The organism is Saccharopolyspora hattusasensis, from assembly GCF_050972075.1.
Classification (GTDB): domain Bacteria; phylum Actinomycetota; class Actinomycetes; order Mycobacteriales; family Pseudonocardiaceae; genus Saccharopolyspora; species Saccharopolyspora hattusasensis.
Genome location: NZ_JBPCDC010000001.1, coordinates 292,444 through 309,046 on the forward strand (window position 1 = coordinate 292,444; position 16,603 = coordinate 309,046).

Annotated in this window: 17 protein-coding genes and 2 pseudogenes; 12 read left to right on the top strand and 7 right to left on the bottom strand. The window is 67.8% G+C overall.

The features are described from left to right. Window positions 1–238: 238 nt before the first annotated feature. Window positions 239–2,116 (top strand): ABC transporter ATP-binding protein, encoded by a 1,878-nt coding sequence (locus ACRXBZ_RS01475; RefSeq protein WP_433877413.1) that lies wholly within the window; start codon window positions 239–241, stop codon window positions 2,114–2,116. Window position 2,117: 1 nt separating this feature from the next. Here the strand turns inward: ACRXBZ_RS01475 and ACRXBZ_RS01480 are convergent, their stop codons facing one another. Together ACRXBZ_RS01480 and ACRXBZ_RS01485 are read right to left on the bottom strand one after the other, a co-directional pair. After that, window positions 2,118–2,609 carry a MarR family winged helix-turn-helix transcriptional regulator gene (locus tag ACRXBZ_RS01480; protein WP_433877414.1) on the bottom strand — a complete coding sequence of 164 codons (492 nt, stop codon included), beginning with the start codon at window positions 2,607–2,609 and terminating at the stop codon, window positions 2,118–2,120. A gap of 95 nt (window positions 2,610–2,704) precedes the next feature. Further along, window positions 2,705–3,694: a PHP domain-containing protein gene (locus tag ACRXBZ_RS01485; RefSeq protein ID WP_433877415.1), complete on the bottom strand. Its 990-nt coding sequence runs from the start codon at window positions 3,692–3,694 to the stop codon at window positions 2,705–2,707. 131 nt (window positions 3,695–3,825) lie between these two features. Between ACRXBZ_RS01485 and ACRXBZ_RS01490 the strand changes: the two genes are divergently transcribed. Then, complete coding sequence (locus ACRXBZ_RS01490; RefSeq protein ID WP_168589084.1) at window positions 3,826–4,893, top strand: tartrate dehydrogenase; 1,068 nt, start codon at window positions 3,826–3,828, stop codon at window positions 4,891–4,893. Window positions 4,894–5,072: 179 nt separating this feature from the next. On the opposite strand, the gene ACRXBZ_RS01495 is transcribed toward ACRXBZ_RS01490, so the two are convergent. Then, window positions 5,073–5,234, bottom strand: coding sequence for a hypothetical protein (locus tag ACRXBZ_RS01495; RefSeq protein WP_433877416.1), 162 nt, complete (start codon window positions 5,232–5,234; stop codon window positions 5,073–5,075). A 452-nt stretch (window positions 5,235–5,686) separates the two neighbouring features. Here ACRXBZ_RS01495 and ACRXBZ_RS01500 point away from each other — a divergent pair, with 452 nt between their 5' ends. After that, window positions 5,687–5,893 carry a hypothetical protein gene (locus ACRXBZ_RS01500; RefSeq protein WP_433877417.1) on the top strand — a complete coding sequence of 69 codons (207 nt, stop codon included), beginning with the start codon at window positions 5,687–5,689 and terminating at the stop codon, window positions 5,891–5,893. Here ACRXBZ_RS01500 and ACRXBZ_RS01505 read toward each other — a convergent pair. Further along, the gene (locus tag ACRXBZ_RS01505; RefSeq protein WP_433877418.1) at window positions 5,890–6,654 is read right to left on the bottom strand and encodes an ABC transporter permease; all 765 of its coding nucleotides are present in this window, start codon (window positions 6,652–6,654) and stop codon (window positions 5,890–5,892) included. The two genes, ACRXBZ_RS01500 and ACRXBZ_RS01505, sit on opposite strands and share 4 nt — an antisense overlap. Then, window positions 6,651–7,331 carry an ABC transporter ATP-binding protein gene (locus ACRXBZ_RS01510; RefSeq protein ID WP_433877419.1) on the bottom strand — a complete coding sequence of 227 codons (681 nt, stop codon included), beginning with the start codon at window positions 7,329–7,331 and terminating at the stop codon, window positions 6,651–6,653. Before ACRXBZ_RS01510 ends, ACRXBZ_RS01505 begins: the two co-directional genes overlap by 4 nt. Window positions 7,332–7,467: 136 nt before the next feature. Between ACRXBZ_RS01510 and ACRXBZ_RS01515 the strand changes: the two genes are divergently transcribed. The 4 genes and pseudogenes from ACRXBZ_RS01515 to ACRXBZ_RS01530 all read left to right on the top strand — a co-directional run. After that, window positions 7,468–7,725, top strand: coding sequence for a DUF1259 domain-containing protein (locus ACRXBZ_RS01515; RefSeq protein WP_433877420.1), 258 nt, complete (start codon window positions 7,468–7,470; stop codon window positions 7,723–7,725). A gap of 10 nt (window positions 7,726–7,735) precedes the next feature. After that, window positions 7,736–7,915, top strand: a pseudogene (locus ACRXBZ_RS01520) (hypothetical protein); the annotation flags it as partial. Further along, window positions 7,900–8,406 (top strand): Chromate resistance protein ChrB, encoded by a 507-nt coding sequence (locus tag ACRXBZ_RS01525; RefSeq protein ID WP_433877421.1) that lies wholly within the window; start codon window positions 7,900–7,902, stop codon window positions 8,404–8,406. The pseudogene ACRXBZ_RS01520 and the gene ACRXBZ_RS01525, both read left to right, overlap by 16 nt. Continuing rightward, a pseudogene (locus tag ACRXBZ_RS01530) lies at window positions 8,403–8,507 on the top strand (chromate resistance protein ChrB domain-containing protein); the annotation flags it as partial. The gene ACRXBZ_RS01525 and the pseudogene ACRXBZ_RS01530, both read left to right, overlap by 4 nt. 42 nt (window positions 8,508–8,549) lie before the next feature. On the opposite strand, the gene ACRXBZ_RS01535 reads toward ACRXBZ_RS01530, so the two are convergent. Then, window positions 8,550–9,206, bottom strand: coding sequence for a GntR family transcriptional regulator (locus tag ACRXBZ_RS01535; protein ID WP_433877422.1), 657 nt, complete (start codon window positions 9,204–9,206; stop codon window positions 8,550–8,552). A gap of 657 nt (window positions 9,207–9,863) precedes the next feature. On the opposite strand from ACRXBZ_RS01535, the gene ACRXBZ_RS01540 reads away from it, so the two are divergent. The 5 genes from ACRXBZ_RS01540 (at window position 9,864) to ACRXBZ_RS01560 (ending at window position 16,079) form a co-directional block, all read left to right on the top strand. Continuing rightward, window positions 9,864–11,288 carry a family 2B encapsulin nanocompartment shell protein gene (locus ACRXBZ_RS01540; RefSeq protein ID WP_433877423.1) on the top strand — a complete coding sequence of 475 codons (1,425 nt, stop codon included), beginning with the start codon at window positions 9,864–9,866 and terminating at the stop codon, window positions 11,286–11,288. A 69-nt stretch (window positions 11,289–11,357) separates the two neighbouring features. Continuing rightward, the gene (locus ACRXBZ_RS01545; RefSeq protein WP_433877424.1) at window positions 11,358–12,761 is read left to right on the top strand and encodes a family 2B encapsulin nanocompartment shell protein; all 1,404 of its coding nucleotides are present in this window, start codon (window positions 11,358–11,360) and stop codon (window positions 12,759–12,761) included. 82 nt (window positions 12,762–12,843) lie between these two features. Beyond that, window positions 12,844–13,896, top strand: a complete 1,053-nt coding sequence (locus tag ACRXBZ_RS01550) for a polyprenyl synthetase family protein (protein WP_433877425.1) — start codon at window positions 12,844–12,846, stop codon at window positions 13,894–13,896. Window positions 13,897–13,918: 22 nt separating this feature from the next. Next, entirely contained in the window at window positions 13,919–15,184 is a 1,266-nt protein-coding gene (locus ACRXBZ_RS01555; RefSeq protein ID WP_433877426.1) for a family 2 encapsulin nanocompartment cargo protein terpene cyclase, read from the top strand. A gap of 37 nt (window positions 15,185–15,221) precedes the next feature. Continuing rightward, window positions 15,222–16,079 carry a geranyl diphosphate 2-C-methyltransferase gene (locus ACRXBZ_RS01560; protein WP_433877427.1) on the top strand — a complete coding sequence of 286 codons (858 nt, stop codon included), beginning with the start codon at window positions 15,222–15,224 and terminating at the stop codon, window positions 16,077–16,079. A 227-nt stretch (window positions 16,080–16,306) separates the two neighbouring features. On the opposite strand, the gene ACRXBZ_RS01565 is transcribed toward ACRXBZ_RS01560, so the two are convergent. After that, on the bottom strand, window positions 16,307–16,600 hold the full coding sequence (locus ACRXBZ_RS01565; protein ID WP_433877428.1) for a muconolactone Delta-isomerase: 294 nt from the start codon (window positions 16,598–16,600) through the stop codon (window positions 16,307–16,309). Window positions 16,601–16,603: the final 3 nt, after the last annotated feature.

Here is a 16,603-nt window from a genome sequence, read left to right on the forward strand (position 1 = left end):
GCCAGTCAGCCCCCGAGTTCGGATCGTGTCCGAATCAGCGCACAGAGTAACGTACATGAAACGTTGTTCAAGACCACCGTCCGGAGCGGCACCGGTCCGAGGCGGCGCGTGGCCGAATACTTGCGGCACCAGAACGTCCGGGCGGGAATCGAAGCTCGTCCCGCAGCGTTGACTTCGACTTAGCTTGAAGTTTGAGGATGGTGCTCGACCTCGAACCCGGTTGAAGGAGACTGTGACCATGACGATGAGCTGGGAGACCATGCGCTCCTTCGCCAGCGACGGTTCCGTGACCAGGCAACGCCTCTCCCCCGGCCTGGCCCGGCGCATCCTGCGCTACGCCAAGCCCTACACCCGCGACATCGTCCCCTTCCTGGCGCTGGTGGCGTTCGCGGCGGTACTCGGCATCGTCAACCCGCTGCTGTTCAAGGCGATCATCGACGACGGGATCGTGCCGCAGAACATGTCGGTGGTCGTCTGGCTGGCGGTGGCGGTGGCGGGCGTCGCGCTCCTCGAAGCCGCGGCGTCGCTGCTGCAGCGCTGGTACTCCGCGCGGCTCGGCGAGGGGCTGATCTACGACCTGCGCTCGGAGGTGTTCGACCACGTGCAGCGGATGCCGGTGGCGTTCTTCGTGCGGGCGCAGACCGGAGCGCTGGTCAGCAGGCTCAACAACGACGTCATCGGCGCGCAGCGGGCGCTGACCAGCACCCTGTCGTCGGTGGTGTCCAACGTGCTGAGCCTGGTGCTGGTGCTGGCCACCATGTTCACCCTGTCCTGGCAGATCACCCTGATCGCGCTTGCGCTGCTGCCGCTGTTCCTGCTGCCGGTGCGGTGGATCGGGCGGCGGCTGCAGCGGGTCACCCGGGAGCAGATGAAGGTGGACGCCGAGATGAGCTCGCTGATGACCGAACGCTTCGGCGTCGCCGGGGCGATGCTGGCCAAGCTCTACGGCCGCGCCGACGAGGAGTCCGAGCGGTTCTCCCGGCGGGCGGCGCGGGTGCGCGACATGGGTGTGGTGTCGGCGATGTACAGCCGGGTGTTCTTCGTCGCGCTGACGCTGCTGGCGGCGCTGGCCACGGCGGTGGTCTACGGGCTCGGCGGTGGGCTGGTGCTGGCTGGGGCGTTCCAGCTCGGGACCCTGGTGGCGTTGGCGACCCTGCTCAGCCGCCTGTACGGGCCGCTGACCGCGCTGTCCAACGTGCACGTCGACATCATGACGGCGCTGGTCAGCTTCGACCGGGTCTTCGAAGTGCTGGACCTGCGTCCGATGATCCAGGAGAAGCCGGACACGAAGCCGCTGCCGGCCGGGGCGTCCGATGTCGAGTTCGACGCGGTCTCGTTCCGCTACCCGGCCGCCAGCGAGGTTTCGCTGGCGTCGCTGGAATCGGTGGCGCGGCCGGACAACGCGCCTGCGCACGACGTGCTGCATGACATCTCGTTCCACGCCGCGCCGGGCCAGACGATCGCGCTGGTCGGCCACTCCGGCGCCGGTAAGACGACCATCACCCACCTGGCCGGGCGGCTCTACGACGTCGATTCGGGCGCGGTGCGCATCGGCGGCGTGGACGTCCGCGACACGTCGCTGGCCTCGCTGTACGCGACGGTCGGCGTGGTCACCCAGGACGCACACCTGTTCCACGACTCGATCCGCGCCAACCTCGCCTTCGCCCGGCCCGACGCCACCGACGAGGAGCTGGTCGAGGCGCTGCGGACGGCGCAGCTGGGACACCTCATCTCGTCGCTGCCGGGCGGGCTGGACACCGTCGTCGGCGACCGCGGCTACCGGCTCTCCGGTGGGGAGAAGCAGCGGCTGGCGATCGCCCGGTTGCTGCTGAAGGCGCCGCCGATCGTCGTGCTCGACGAGGCGACCGCGCACCTGGACTCGGAATCCGAAGCGGCCGTGCAGAAGGCGCTGAAGACGGCGCTCTCCGGGCGGACGGCGCTGGTCATCGCGCACCGGCTGGCCACGATCCGCGAGGCGGACCGGATCCTGGTGGTCTCCGAGGGACGCATCGCCGAGGAGGGCACGCACACCGAACTGCTGGCTCGCGGCGGCCTCTACACCGAGCTCTACCGCACCCAGTTCGCGCAGCAGGACGACGCCGACGAAGCCGCTTGAGTCAGCCCTTCTGCGGCGGGGCGGTGGTCAGGCCGCCTTCGGGGTCCAGGTGGGCGAGCAAGGCGGCGCAAAGTTCGTCGAGCTGGCGCACCTGGGCCTCCGAGAGGCCGTCGAAGATCAGGTCGCGCACCTTGTCCACGTGACCGGGGGCCGAGGCGACGAGCTTCTCGTAGCCGGCTTCGGTGAGCTCCGCGACGTTGCCGCGGCCGTCGCCGCACGCGCGGTGGCGGCGCACCCACCCGTGCTGCTCCAGCCGGGCGACCACGTGCGACACCCGGGACGGCGAGGCGTTGGACCGGGCCGCGAGATCGCTCATCCGCAGCGCGCGTTCGGGGTCCTCGCTGAGCATCGCCAGCACCCAGTAGCCGAAGTGGGTCAACCCGGCGTCCCGCTGCAGCTGGGCGTCCAGCGCGGCCGGAACGACGGTCATCAGGGCGGCGAACTTCCGCCAGGCGCACTGCTGGGTGTCGGTCAGCCATCGCGGTTCGGTCACCCGAACAGCATACGCCGAGAGTATTTGAGCATTCAAATACCATGCGTGACCAGCACCGCCTGCCGGGAGGATGTTAGCCGCCGCGGCCCGCCCCCTCACCGCCGGTCCAGCAGCTCTTCCGCGGTCCGGGTGTTGATCACTCGATCGGCGAGGATCCCACACTCCTCGGCCCGCGCGCACCCGTAGGACAGCCAGTCCAGCTGGCCGGGTGCGTGCGCGTCGGAATCGATGCTGAACAGGCAGCCGGTGTCGCGGGCCAGCCGGATCAGCTCCCGCGGCGGGTCGAGCCGGTCCGGGCGCGAGTTGATCTCGATCGCGACGCCGCTGTCCCGGCAGGCCTCGAACACCTCCACGGCGTCGAACGTGGACTGGGGCCGCTTCTTGTCGCCGATCAGGCGCCCGGTGCAGTGCCCCAGCACGTCGACATGCGCGTTGGCCACCGCCGCGCACATCCGCCGCGTCAGCGCCTGCGCCGCCATCCGCAGTTCGGAGTGGACACTGGCCACCACGAGATCCAGCTCCGCGAGCAGATCCTCGTCCTGGTCCAGCGTGCCGTCGGAGAGGATGTCGACCTCGATGCCGGTGAGGATGCGCAACGGCGCCAGGCGCTCGTTCAGCTCGGCGACCACGGCCAACTGCTGGCGCAGCCGCCCGGCGGACAGGCCGCGGGCCACGGTCAGCCGGGGCGAGTGGTCGGTTAGCACCATCCACTCGTGCCCGAGGGCCCGGGCGGTGGTGGCCATCTCGGCTATCGGGCTGCCGCCGTCGGACCAGTCGGAATGCGTGTGGCAGTCGCCGCGCAGCGCCTCGCGCAGCCGCCGCCCTTGCTCCGGAACGTCCACTTCGGACCGCAGGCGCGCCAGGTACTCCGGTGTCTCGCCGCGGTGCGCGGCCTCGATCACGGCGGCGGTGGTCCGGCCGATGCCCTCCAGCGCGGTCAGCCGGCCGGACGCCACCCGTTCGTCCAGGTCCGGGAGGTCGTCGACGATCGCGGCGGCGCGGCGGAACGCCCGCACCCGGTAGGTCGGCGCACCCTCGCGCTCCAGCCAGAACGCGATTTCGCGCAGTGCCCGTGTCGCATCCACGTCGTCCTTGGTAGCCGCTGCCCGGTCGTCGCGCCACCGGCGATTCTCCCCGGGGGCTTGGCCGCGGCCGGGTGCGCGGCGTTAGATGGCGGCTAGAAAACCGTTTTTCTCGACGAGGCACGAGGTGCAGAGTGCAGCAGTACGAACTGGCGGTGCTGCCCGGCGACGGGATCGGCAACGAGGTCATGCCGGAAGCGTTGCGGGTGCTCGACGTGATCGGCGCGAAGTACGGCGTGCGGTTCGACTACCGGCATTTCGACTGGAGTTGCGAGACCTACCAGAGCACCGGGCGGATGATGCCCGCCGACGGGCTGGACCGGCTGCGCGACCACGACTCGATCCTGCTCGGCGCGGTCGGCTGGCCCGGCGTGCCCGACCACATCTCGCTGTGGGGGCTGCTGCTGCCGATCCGGCGCGAGTTCGACCAGTACGTCAACCTGCGGCCGGTGCGGCTGCTGCCGGGCGTGACCCCGCCGGTCCGCGACAAGCAGCCCGGTGACATCGACTTCTGGGTGGTCCGGGAGAACACCGAGGGCGAATACTCGCAGCTCGGCGGCCGGCAGGGCGAGGGCACGCCGAACGAGATGGTGCTGCAGACCGCCGCGTTCACCCGGCGCGGCACCGACCGCATCATGCGCTACGCCTTCGAGCTGGCCCGCAAGCTCGGCAAGCCGCACGTCACCTCGGCGACCAAGTCCAACGGCATCTACTACTCGATGCCGTACTGGGACGAGCGGTTCGCGGCCATTTCCGCCGAATACCCGGAGATCACCGTCGACCAGGACCACATCGACATCCTGTGCGCCCGGTTCGTGATGTCGCCGGAACGCTTCGACGTGGTGGTCGCCAGCAACCTGTTCGGCGACATCCTGTCCGACCTGGGGCCCGGCGTGACCGGCACGATCGGGGTGGCGCCGTCGGGCAACATAAACCCTGAGCGCACCTATCCATCGACGTTCGAGCCGGTGCACGGCTCGGCGCCGGACATCGCGGGCCGGGGCATCGCCAACCCGATCGGCCAGATCTGGTCGGCGGCGATGATGCTGGACCACCTCGGCTTGCCAGCGGCGGGGGCGGACGTGGTCCGAGCCATCGAGCAGGTCCTGACCGATGCCTCGGCGCCGCGCACCCCGGACCTCGGCGGCAAGGCGACCACCGAGGATCTCGGCAAGGCCATCGCCACCGCAGTGCAGGGCTGAGGAAGACCGCCTCCCCGGCTGGGGTGCCGGTCCGCCGCGGGTACCCGGCGAGGTCGACATCCGGCGGCGGCCGGAACTCGCCGGCGTTGACCGAAAATCGCAACAGCACCGAGCCCACGACCAGCAGCGCCTGGGCCAGGTCGGCGACCAGGCCGCGCAACGGAATCGCTGGAGGAGCGTCACGACCGGAAGAATAAGTGCGTGCCAAACCGGGTCAGCAGGCCGCGCGCGACGATCTCCAGCACGACCAGGATCGCCACCGACTCCACCGCCAGCAGCGCCACCAGCACGTACAGCTGGACGATCCCGGCCTGGATCGGGGTGGCGTTGCCGAGCAGCATTCCCGACGAACGCGCCGGGCAAAGTTGAGTTCGGAGGTGGGTTGAACTGACACAGAGACGCGCCGAAAACGCTGGTCGCCGGCCAGGTAGCGCGAGTGACTTCCAGTTCCTCGGCGCGCCCCTCTTGATTCAGCCCTCGGGAACGGCGAAGGTCGCGCACCTGCGCGCCCAGGACCGTCTTGAGGGGTTTCGCCACACATCAAGCGTCTTGTTAGGTACCCATACCTTCAGGTGTCATCGCTTCCAGGAGGCGATCACTTCCAGTCCAGTTAGGTTCTTCGTCTCAGCCGCTCATATACGAGGCGAAGGCCATCAGCGAGGTCGTCCGGGAGCTCCTGCGTGGATCGCCGACTGACGTATCCGTCCCGTGGAACATCCCCGTACGCCTCGACGACACGGCACGCAGGGCGCTCGCCGACCTCACTTCGGACGAGACGTCGGTCTCTGAAGCCGTGCGCGCGGCGATCATCGAGACCAGTGCGCGTCGCGCTGAGCAACGCGCCGGCGATGCAACCGACACCGAGGCAGAGACCTACGAAGAATGGGTTACCAGACAAGCGGCCGCTGCTCCCCCGCTCACCAAGAACCAGGTGTATGTGCTCACGGCGGCGTTCCTCGAAGGGCGTGTGCTGAGTTGGCCCGGCGAGGCGCTGTTCTAGTGGCGGAGACGGTGTGCCGTGGCGTCGAACAGTCGGCGCTGAGCGAGGTGGCTGGCCACTGCTGCGGCAACGGTCGCGGCGGCCAATAGCATGTACATGACCACGATCTGGTAGCGAATGGCCGTGAGTGGGTCGACGCCGGCCAGGATCAGGCCCGTCATCGCCCCGGGCAGGCTGATCAGGCCGACGACCTTGGTCGAATCGATCGCGGGCAGCAGTGCGGTACGCGCGGCCGAACAGCGGTGCGGGGCGACGGCGTCGGCGACCGGCATGGCCAGTGCCAGGCGTGCCTCGATGGCGGGGCGGGCTTGACGCACGTCTTCGGCCAGGCGCAGCAGGGTGAGGCTGGTGGCCTGCATCGCGGTGGACACGATCATGCCGCCGATCGGGACGACGACCTCGGGCCGGGCGGGAAGGATGCCCAGGGCCAGCAGGCTGGCCAGCGACACCAGCGAGCCGACGGCGACCGCGACGGTGGCCAGCAGGCTGGCACGGGGTACGGCCCGGCCGCGGCGACCGGCGACCTGCCCGGCGACCAGCACCATCAGTCCGACCCATCCGGCGGCACCGAGCAGTCCGGCGTGCTGGAACAGCAGCAGAAGGATGACGCCGACGGCAGCCAGTTGCCCGGCGGCCCGGACGGCAGCTACCAGCAGGTCCCGGGTGAGATGAAACCGCTGGTGACCGGCTACCAGGACCGCCACCGCCACAAGCAGCACCGAGGCCGCCACCTGTGGCCAGGTCACGTCCGTGACGCTCATGAGGCCGCCTGCGGGTACTCGACGTCGCCAGGTCTGCCCGTGGCCAGGACGCGGCCGTGCTCCAGCACGATCACCTGGTCGGCCACGCGTTCGACTTGGGCGGTGTTGTGGCTGACCAGCACCACCGTGCCACCGGACTCGACAAGGTCACGCACCGTGTGCTCGATCGCGTCAGCGCTGGCCGCATCCAGGGAGGCGGTGGGCTCATCGAGCAGCAGTACCTCCGGTTCCAGCGCCAGAGCGCGTGCCAGGCACACCCGTTGGGCTTCCCCGCCAGACAGGCCCGGCGTCGCGCGATCACGGAACGAGGGCGCTAGGCCGACCCGCTCCAGCAGGCCACTCAGCCGTGCCCGGGTCAGATCCGGGCAGCCGAAGCTGATCTCCTCAGCCACCGAGTCGGTGAGTATGACGGGTTGCTGGGCCACTAGCTGCACACGCCGCCGCAGATCCAGCACGTCATACGCCGCCAGCGGGCTGCCGCAGAACGTGATCTCCCCAGTGCCGGGGTCGTCGAGCCGGACCAGCAACCGCAGCAGCCGCGACTTGCCGGCGCCGCTGCGGCCCACAACAGCTGTACACGCGGCCGGCGGAATCCGTGCGTAGACCTCGTCCAGCACCACGACCGGCCCGTGCCGCAACGTCACGCCGCGGAGAGCGAACACCGACTCGCGCTGCACCCTGCCCCTCCCTCTCATGACTGTAACCATGGTTACAACGGAGGATAGTGATGACAACGATTCCACGGCACCTCTCGCAGAAGCCGGGGCCGCACATAACAGCAGCCCCCGCCAGAGCTGGACACCGCGGGAATCGATGCCGCGCTCGGCCAGAAAGGCACGCCGAAGGCGGGTCTACAAATTCTCCGTGCCCCGCAAGGAGACCATCCACGACTCCGGCATGACCCTATCCCCGGCGATGGGAATGATCACGACGCTGAACCTCCAACCCACCAGCGGAGGCCGCGCTGTGATCAACGGGGACTTCGTCATGACCGCGAACGAGGTACAGCCGGTGCTGCGCGGCTGCACCAAGGTGGCATCGCGGTCGTCTCGCTGCACAACCACGGCCTGATAACGAACCGCGCCCGTTCTACACCCACTTCTGGGCCGACGGCGACGCCATCCAGCTCACCCAAGCCCTGCGCCCCGCCCTGGACGCCACCGCCGATGTGCTCGACGACATCGCCTCCGGACTCATCGGCCTGACCGGGCTGTACCGCCATGATTTCGTTGCAACCATGGTTACATGCCATCGAATGTGACGGACCAACGCACGCCCGGCGAGTGGGTGCTGCTGTCGTACCGGATGCCACGGGAGCCCTCCACACCGCGGATCGCGGTGTGGCGCAAGCTCAAACGCCTCGGCGTGGCCCAACTCGCCGACGGCGTGGTCGCCCTGCCCACCGACGCAGGCACTCGCGAACACCTGGAATGGCTGGCTGACGAAATCGTCGACGGCGGCGGCACCACCGGGATCTGGATCGCACGCCCCACCACAGCCGACCAAGAACGTGAACTGGCCGCTTCCATGGCCCAAGCCCGAGCGGCCGAATACCGCGCCCTCACCGAGGAAGCCACGACCGCCGTCGGGCTGCCGGAGAACGCGCGCCTGTCCACGGCGCGTCGGCTGCGCACGGAAATGCGGCGCATCACCCGCCGCGACTACTTCCCCCCAGCCGAGCGCGAGCAAGCCCGCCGCGCGGTCGAAGCGCTGCTGCACCCCACCACAACCGACCTGCCGCAGGAGACCTGACCGATGAATGGACCACCCTCGCCAACATCCACATCGACCGGGCCGCCTGTGCCCGGCTCATTCGCCGCACCCTCGACGCCGACGCCGAGTTCGTCTTCCGTCCTCGCGCCCGGTCATCAGGACCTCGCGCAGCTTGCGGGCTCTTACTCCGCAGCCGGCGGGAAGTCCTCCTTCTCGTCCTTGCCGACGGCCCGGACCTCGGGGTCCCGCTCTCGAATGGCGGCAGCGTGGAGGATGTGCTCGCTGGTCAACCGCGAAACCAGGTCCGCGTCGCATTGGACGACCGCTTCGAGGATGCGGCCGTGATCGTCCTGGAGTTCCCGCGCGTGGCGCGGCGTCCAGAGGGTGGCCGAGGGGATGAACCGCACCCACAGCGCCTCGACGTACTGCAGGACCAGCGGCGAAGACTGCCGGTAGAGCGCGAAGTGCAGCTCCTTGTTCAGCACGGACAGCTCCGCAGGAGAGGTTGCCCCCGAGCGCACCGTCTCGTCGAGCAGGTCGTACTTCTCGCGGATCAGCGCAAGCCCGGTCGGCGTCATGCGCTCGACGGCCATCCCCGCAGCGACGGCTTCGGCTGCGGCGCGGAGCCGGTAGAGGTCCTGCGCGGTGTCCGGGGTCATTTCCATGACCGACGCGCCTCGGTGGTGCGGGTAGGTGATGACGCCGTCAGCCTCCAACAGCCGGAGTGCTTCGCGCACCGGCGTCGGGCTCACCCCGTAGCGCTTGGCGAGCACGGTCTGTTTAATGAGCTCGACGGGACGGAGGGCACCGGACGCGACATCCTGCCGGATCCGGTCCACCACGTATTCCGTCGAGCCCGAGCTCGTTCATCTCCTCGACCACCGCGGGGTTGACGGTCTCGGCGGGCACCGATCTGCCGCATCAGCCACTCGGCCAAGAATGCTGGGCAATACGAGACGCGTAATAGCGCTCCCACGGCTCACTCGGGGTGTCCCTCGTGTAGTCCTTGTCGAGCTCAACGAGCAGATACACCAGCTCACTGCGCACTGGAGCAGTCCCCAGGAGCTGGGGGAGCTCGGAGAGCCGGATCAACCAGTCCGAATACCAGGACGCCCAATCGGGGTCGGCGCCATCCACAATCCGGTAGACCCGATGGTGTGTCTCAGATCAGATCAACCTTGCACACGCCCTGGCAACAGACCGCAGAACGTTGACTGGATGCCGCCACCCGACGTCGAATTACGAGGATTTTTCGCCGGAGTTCCTCATCGGCTTAAAATCGATTTTACTGTGGGGTTACTGAGCGTCACCTGGTTGGCGGATACTCCTGCTTCGACTGGCGGCATGTGGTCCTGATCTATTAGCGTCATCCTCGACAGCGTGATCAGATTCAAGTGCAAAAACTGATATCTTCCAGTGGTCGTGCGCGGCTATCTGGTTGTTGCTTTCCATTTTCGCTTACTCTTTTGCCCGTTCTATTCATGGTGGTGTTCTTCGTGACTATTGCCGATTCAACGGGGTCTCCTGCGGGAGCCGAAACCACGGAGCAGCAGCAACTGAGCCTGAGTACGGCGGCTGCGCGCAATCTAGCGACGACCACCAAGTCCGTGCCGCAGATGCAGGAGATCTCGTCGCGCTGGCTGTTGCGTCTGCTTCCGTGGGAGCAGGCTGCGGGTGGCACCTATCGGGTCAACCAGCGGCTGACCTACAACGCTGGTGACGGCCGGGTGACCTTCACCAACGTCGGGACCGCTATCCGGGTCATCCCCGCGGAACTCGCCGAGCTGCCCCTGTTCCGCGGCTTCGATGACCACGACGCGCTCGCCGCGCTGGGCAACCGGTACGAACAGCGCGAGTACGAGCCTGGCGAGGTGATAGTGGAGTTCGGCAACCCGTCCGATTCGTCGTTCCTCATCGCGCACGGCAAGGTCAACAAGATCGGCCCCGGCGAGTACGGGGATCAGACCGTGCTCGATGTGCTCGCCAACGGCGACCACTTCGGCGACGAGGCGCTGGCCAGCCCGACGGACATCTGGGAGTACACCGTCAAGGCGGTCACCCCGACCACCGTGCTGGTCTTGCGGCAGCAGGCGTTCGACGAGGTCCTCGCCCAGTCTGAGGCGCTCCGCGAGCAGCTGGCGAAGTTCCAGGCCACCAGGGACAAGGCGCAGAACGAGCACGGTGAGGCCGCCATCGACCTGGCCTCCGGACACGACGGGGAGCCCGACATCCCGGGCACGTTCGTCGACTACGAGACGCAGCCGCGGGAGTACGAACTCAGCGTCGCCCAGACCGTGCTGCGGGTGCACACCCGCGTCGCGGATCTCTACAACCAGCCGATGGACCAGGTCGAGCAGCAGCTCCGACTCACCATCGAGGCGCTGCGGGAACGCCAAGAGCACGAGATGGTCAACAACCCGGAGATCGGCCTGCTGCACAACGCCGACCTGCGGCAGCGCACCCACACCCGCAGCGGTCCGCCCACCCCTGACGACCTGGACGACCTGCTCTCGCTGGTGTGGAAGGAACCCACCTTCTTCCTGGCCCACCCCCGGGCGATCGGAGCGTTCGGCAGGGAGTGCAACAAGCGGGGTCTCTATCCGGATACGGTGGGTGTCAACGGGCACAAGGTTCCCGCCTGGCGCGGCGTGCCTGTCTTTCCTTGCAACAAGATCCCGATCAACGGGAACCAGACCACGAGCATCATGCTGATGCGGGCGGGCAAGGAGAAGCAGGGTGTAATCGGGCTGCACCAAACTGGCATTCCCGACGAATACCAGCCGGGCCTTTCCGTGCGCTTCATGAATATCAGCGAAAAGGCGATTCTTTCCTACCTCGTCAGCGCCTATTACTCGGTCGCGGTTCTCACCCCGGACGCATTGGCCGTCCTCGATCATGTCGAACTCGGTCGGGAAAACTAAGTCGACGGCGCAATTAACCGATTGTGACCCTGGGGCGGTTGGCCCGGTAATTCTCGGAGGTCTCAAGTCATGACGGGTGTGTTGGAGCCGGATGCGGCGTCCGATGAGACGAGGCGGCTGAGCCTCAGCAGGGCGGCCGCGCGCAACCTGGCGACCACCACGAAGTCGACGCCGCAGATGCAGGGGATCACTCCTCGGTGGCTGTTGCGCCGGCTGCCGTGGGAGGAGGTCACCGCCGGGACCTACCGGGTCAATCGCCGATTGAGCTACCCCGTCGGCGACGGGTTGGTCGGCATCACCACGGAAGAGCATCGAGCGCGGGTCATCCCGCAGGAGCTGTGCGAACTGCCGCTGCTGCGGGGATTCGCCGACGAGGCCGCGTTGACCGAGCTGGCGAACCAGTTCGATCAGCGCGAACTCGGGCCGGGCGAAGTGATCGCCGGAGCCGGGCAGGCGGCCGACCGGGTCGTGGTCATCGCACACGGCAAGGTCAACAAGGTCCGCAGCGGCGAGTACGGCGACGATGTCGTGATCGACGTGCTGGCCGACGGCGAGTTCTTCGGTGCCGGAGCGCTCGCCGGTCCGCAGGGCCACTGGGAGTTCACCTACCGGACGATCACAGCGTGCACCGTGCTGGAGCTGCCGCGCGCCGCGATCGACCGGATCGAGGAGGCCTACGGTTCCCTGCGGGACCACGTCCAAGCCCGCGCGGCGGCTCCCAAGCCCGCCACCAACAAGCGTGGCGAAGCCCTGATCGAGATGTCCTCCGGGCACCACGGCGAGATCGCGCTGCCGCCGACCTTCGTCGACTACGAGCTCCAGCCGCGGGAGTACGAGCTCAGCGTCGCCCAGACCGTGCTGCGGGTGCACACCCGCGTGGCCGATCTCTACAACGCCCCGATGGACCAGACCGAGCAACAGCTCAGGTTGACCGTTGAGGCCCTCCGCGAGCGGCAGGAGCACGAGCTGATCAACAACCCCGAGTTCGGCTTGCTGCACAACGTCGTTGCGCAGCAGCGGGTGCAGACCCGGTCCGGGCCGCCCACGCCGGACGATATGGACGCCCTGCTCGGCCGCCGCCGGAAGTCCCGGCTGTTCCTGGCCCACCCGCGCGCTATTGCCGCGTTCGGCCGCGAGTGCAACCGGCGCGGCGTCTACCCGAACACGACCGAGATCGACGGCAGCCAGGTTATGACCTGGCGCAACGTTCCGATCTTCCCCTGCAACAAGATTCCGGTCAGCGAGCACGGCACGACCTCGATCCTGTGCATGCGCACCGGCCTCGACGACGAGGGCGTGATCGGGCTGCACCAGCCGGGGATCCCGGACGAGTACGAGCCGAGCCTGAACGTGCGGTTCATGGGGATCACCGAGAAGGCCATTGTGTGCTGCTTGGTGAGCGTCTATTTCTCCGTGGCGGTCCTCGTCCCCGATGCGCTGGGCGTGCTCGAATCGGTCCAAATAGGACGGTGAAGGGAGTGGATCGCGATGTGACCGAAGGATTCCGCTCGGCGCAGCCACCCCCACAACCGCAGTGAACGGAGCAGAACTCACCTTGACTACCACCGACGCGCAAGCCGGCACGAGGAGCGCCGAAGAGGTGTTGTCCGACTGCCGCCTCCTGGTCGAGCCCGCGCTGCGCGCCGCCGTAGAGCTGCTGCCCGCTTCGACGCGCCGCATCGCCGGGTACCACCTCGGGTGGTGGGACTGCGAGGGCAACACCTGCGGCGCGGCCTCGAGCGGCAAGGCGATCCGCTCCGCGCTGGTCTTGCTGACGGCGCAAGCGACCCGCGCGGCCGCTGACGCCCTATCGGCTGCTCTGCCGGCAGCGGTGGCGGTGGAGCTGGTCCACAACTCCTCGCTGCTGCACGACGACGTGATCGACAACGACACAACCCGGCGCCACCGCCCGACGGCGTGGACCGTCTTCGGGGTCGGCGACGCGATCCTCACCGGCAACGCGTTGCAGATGCTGGCCTGCAACGTGCTGGCCAAGGGCGATTCCCAGGCGGTGCTGCCAGCATTGCGGATACTCGGCGACGCCGTCCAGAACCTCCTCGACGGGCAATGCGCCGACCTGGACCTCGAGCGACGGTCCGATATAGGCCTCGATGCCTGCAAGGCGATGGCACGCGGCAAGACCGGCGCCCTCATGGGGTGCGCCACCGCCCTCGGCTGCCTGATGGCCGGGGGCGAAGCCGAACAGGTCGAACACTTCCGGCGGTTCGGCGAGCGCCTGGGGCTCGCGTTCCAGCACACCGACGACCTGCTTGGGATCTGGGGAGCACCGGAGGTCATCGGCAAGCCGGTTTACTCCGACCTGCGGAACCGCAAAAAGTCCCTTCCGGTGGTATACGCCCTGACCTCCGACACCCCCGCGGGCCACGAACTCGCCGCGCTCTTCCAGCGCGGCAACCCCGAGACCCACCGCGATCTCGTCCTCGCGGCGGCTCTCGTAGCGGAGGCGGGTGGGCGCCGCTGGAGCCAAGTCCAGGCCGATGCCGAGCTGGCAAGCGCGCTGCGCCACCTGAAATCCGCCGCACCGCAAAAGACGGCCGAATCGGAGCTGATCGCGCTGGCCAGGCTCGTCGTACACCGCGATCACTGAAAGCAGGAAAGAGGAAGCACAGATGTCGGGTACCGGCGAACGGACCACCAGTGACCCCAGCGGGTTGGCGACGTCCTTGCTGACCAGCATGGCGGGCGCGCCGCCCGTCGACCTAGCTCGTTTGCTCACCGACGACGGGCGTGGCGAGCCCGCGGGGCTCGCGAGCGTGCGCCGGTTCGCCACGGGTCCGGGCACCGCCGCGTTGCGGTTCCCCCGCCTGCCCGCCGATGCCGCCGTCCCATCCCCGCGGTCGGCACCCACCGGCCTCGGCACGCCGACACCACGAATCGGCAGCGACCGAGCCGAGGACGACGACATGCCCGAGCTGTTCTGCCCCGGCCCGATGCGGGATGATCCCGCGCTCGGCCAGGAGGTCGACGACCGGCTGGTCGAGTGGGCGGAGCAGGTCGGGATCTACCCAGGGCGGCTGGACAAGTTCGCCAAGTACGGCTTCGGGCGGCTGATCATGCTCGCGCACCCGGGCACCAACGACCCCGACCGCCTGCTGGCGGCGGCCAAGTGCGTCGTCGCGGAGTGGGCCACCGATGATTACTTCATCGACGAGGTCGAGCTGGGTGCCGACCCGAAGATCGTCGGTTCCCGGTTGGCCAAGCTGCACGCCGTGGTCGACCCGGCCCCACTCGCCGCGCAGTACGCGCTGCAGCTCGACGAGTACCGAACCCAGGAACCGCTCGCGACTGCCTTCCGCACCGCGATGGAACACCTCGCCCGCTACGCCTCGGTGCCCCAGATGGCGCGGTTCCAGCACCAGATGTCGATCCTCTTCGTGGCGTGGAACCAGGAGGCGGACTGGCACGCCAACGGACGCACTCCACCAGTTTGGGAATACCTGGTGCAACGCCACCTCAACAGCTACCTGCCGCCGATGATCCTGGTCGACACGGTCGCGGGCTACGAGCTGTCACCGACGGAGTTCTACCACCCGCGGGTCCGGCACGCGTTCACCATGGCCGGGGACGCCAACGTGCTGCTCAACGACCTGCACTCGGCGGACTTCGAGTCGGAGAACGACTTCAACCTGCCGCGGGTGATCGCACGCGAGGAGAACTGCTCGTACCGGGAAGCGCTCAAGCGCACGGTCGAGATCCACAACGAGCTGATGCACGCGTTCGTGGCCGAGGCAGCAGAGCTTTCCGCCGTCGGTTCCCCGGCACTCCGCCGGTTCTTCCTCGACACCTGGGCCTGGCTCGGCGGCAGCCGGGAATGGCATGCCACCACGGGTCGCTACCAGCGCGGCGACGTGACGGAACCGTCCACTTCGAACTGACTTCACTGTCCAGTCGCACAACCCGAAGGGAGCACCAATGACCGCCGCCTCGACCACGAAGCCGGTTCTGCGCACCAACTACCAGAAGTCCGTCGCTGAGTACTGGAACCGTGAGCGCGACCCGGTGAACCTGCGGCTGGGCGATATCGACGGCATCTACCACCACCACTACGGGATCGGCGACTACGACCCTGGCGTTCTGGAGCTGCCTGAAACCGCACGGGACAAGGCCATCATCAACGAGATGCACAGACTGGAGACCGCCCAGGCGGACTTCCTGCTCGACCACCTCGGCAACATCGCCGCGTCCGACCGCCTGCTGGACGCCGGCTCCGGGCGCGGCGGCACCAGCGTCATGGCCCACAAGCGCTTCGGCTGCCAGGTGGACGGCGTGACGATCTCGGAATCCCAGGTCGAGTTCGCCAACAACCAGGCCGCGAACCTCGGAGTCGCCGAGAGCGTGCGGTTTCACTTCCGCAACATGCTCGACACCGGCTTCGACACTGCCTCCCGGCGAGGCATCTGGACCAACGAAACCACCATGTACGTCGACCTGTTCGAGCTCTTCGCCGAGTTCTCCCGCTTGCTCGAATACGGCGGCCACTACGTGTGCATCACCGGTTGCTCCAACGACGTGACCGGCCTGCGATCCAAGGCCGTCAGCCGCATCGACGAGCACTACACCTGCAACATCCACCCGCGCAGCGAGTACTTCAAGGCGATGGCCGCGAACAACCTGATCCCCATCAACGTCATCGACCTAACCGCCCAAACCATCCCGTACTGGGAACTCCGAGCGAAGTCATCGGTGGCAACGGGCATCGAAGACCCCTTCCTCACCGCCTACCGGGAGGGCAGCTTCCACTACCTCCTGATCGCTGCCGACCGCGTCTGACCCGGAGCTCGCCCAACCGCACGCGGTGCCACGGTCCTCGAGATATGCGTCGAGGGCCGTGGCCCGAGAGGAGTTCGTGCAGGTGGCGCCTCGCGTGATACCAAGAGCGACCTGCAGCCGCTTCAGCGGGACTGTCAGCGACCGCTTGTGCAGGTTCCAATGCTCGGCGTCGAGCCGGTACGCCTGTTCGCACAACGGATCATCGTGACTATTCTGCATCGTCCGGTTCAGGTGGTCGAGGTGCCCGGATCGACGGGATGCGTGGCCAACGGATGCACTGTGACGTCCATGTACGGCCACACCGGTAGGGCGCTGATGATCTCGTGCAGCGCACTCGCGTCCCCGGCGCGCCAGAGTCCCCAGTTCTCCCGGCGTCCGGGCACTCGCCACATCCGGACGAGGTGTCCTTCAGCCGCTCGCTCCGTAGGCCTCGTCCGCTCGTCGACCGACAGTTTCCGGATGGTCTCCTCCGAAAGATCGCGCGGCCACTCGATCTTGATATTGACCAGAAATTCCTTCATCGA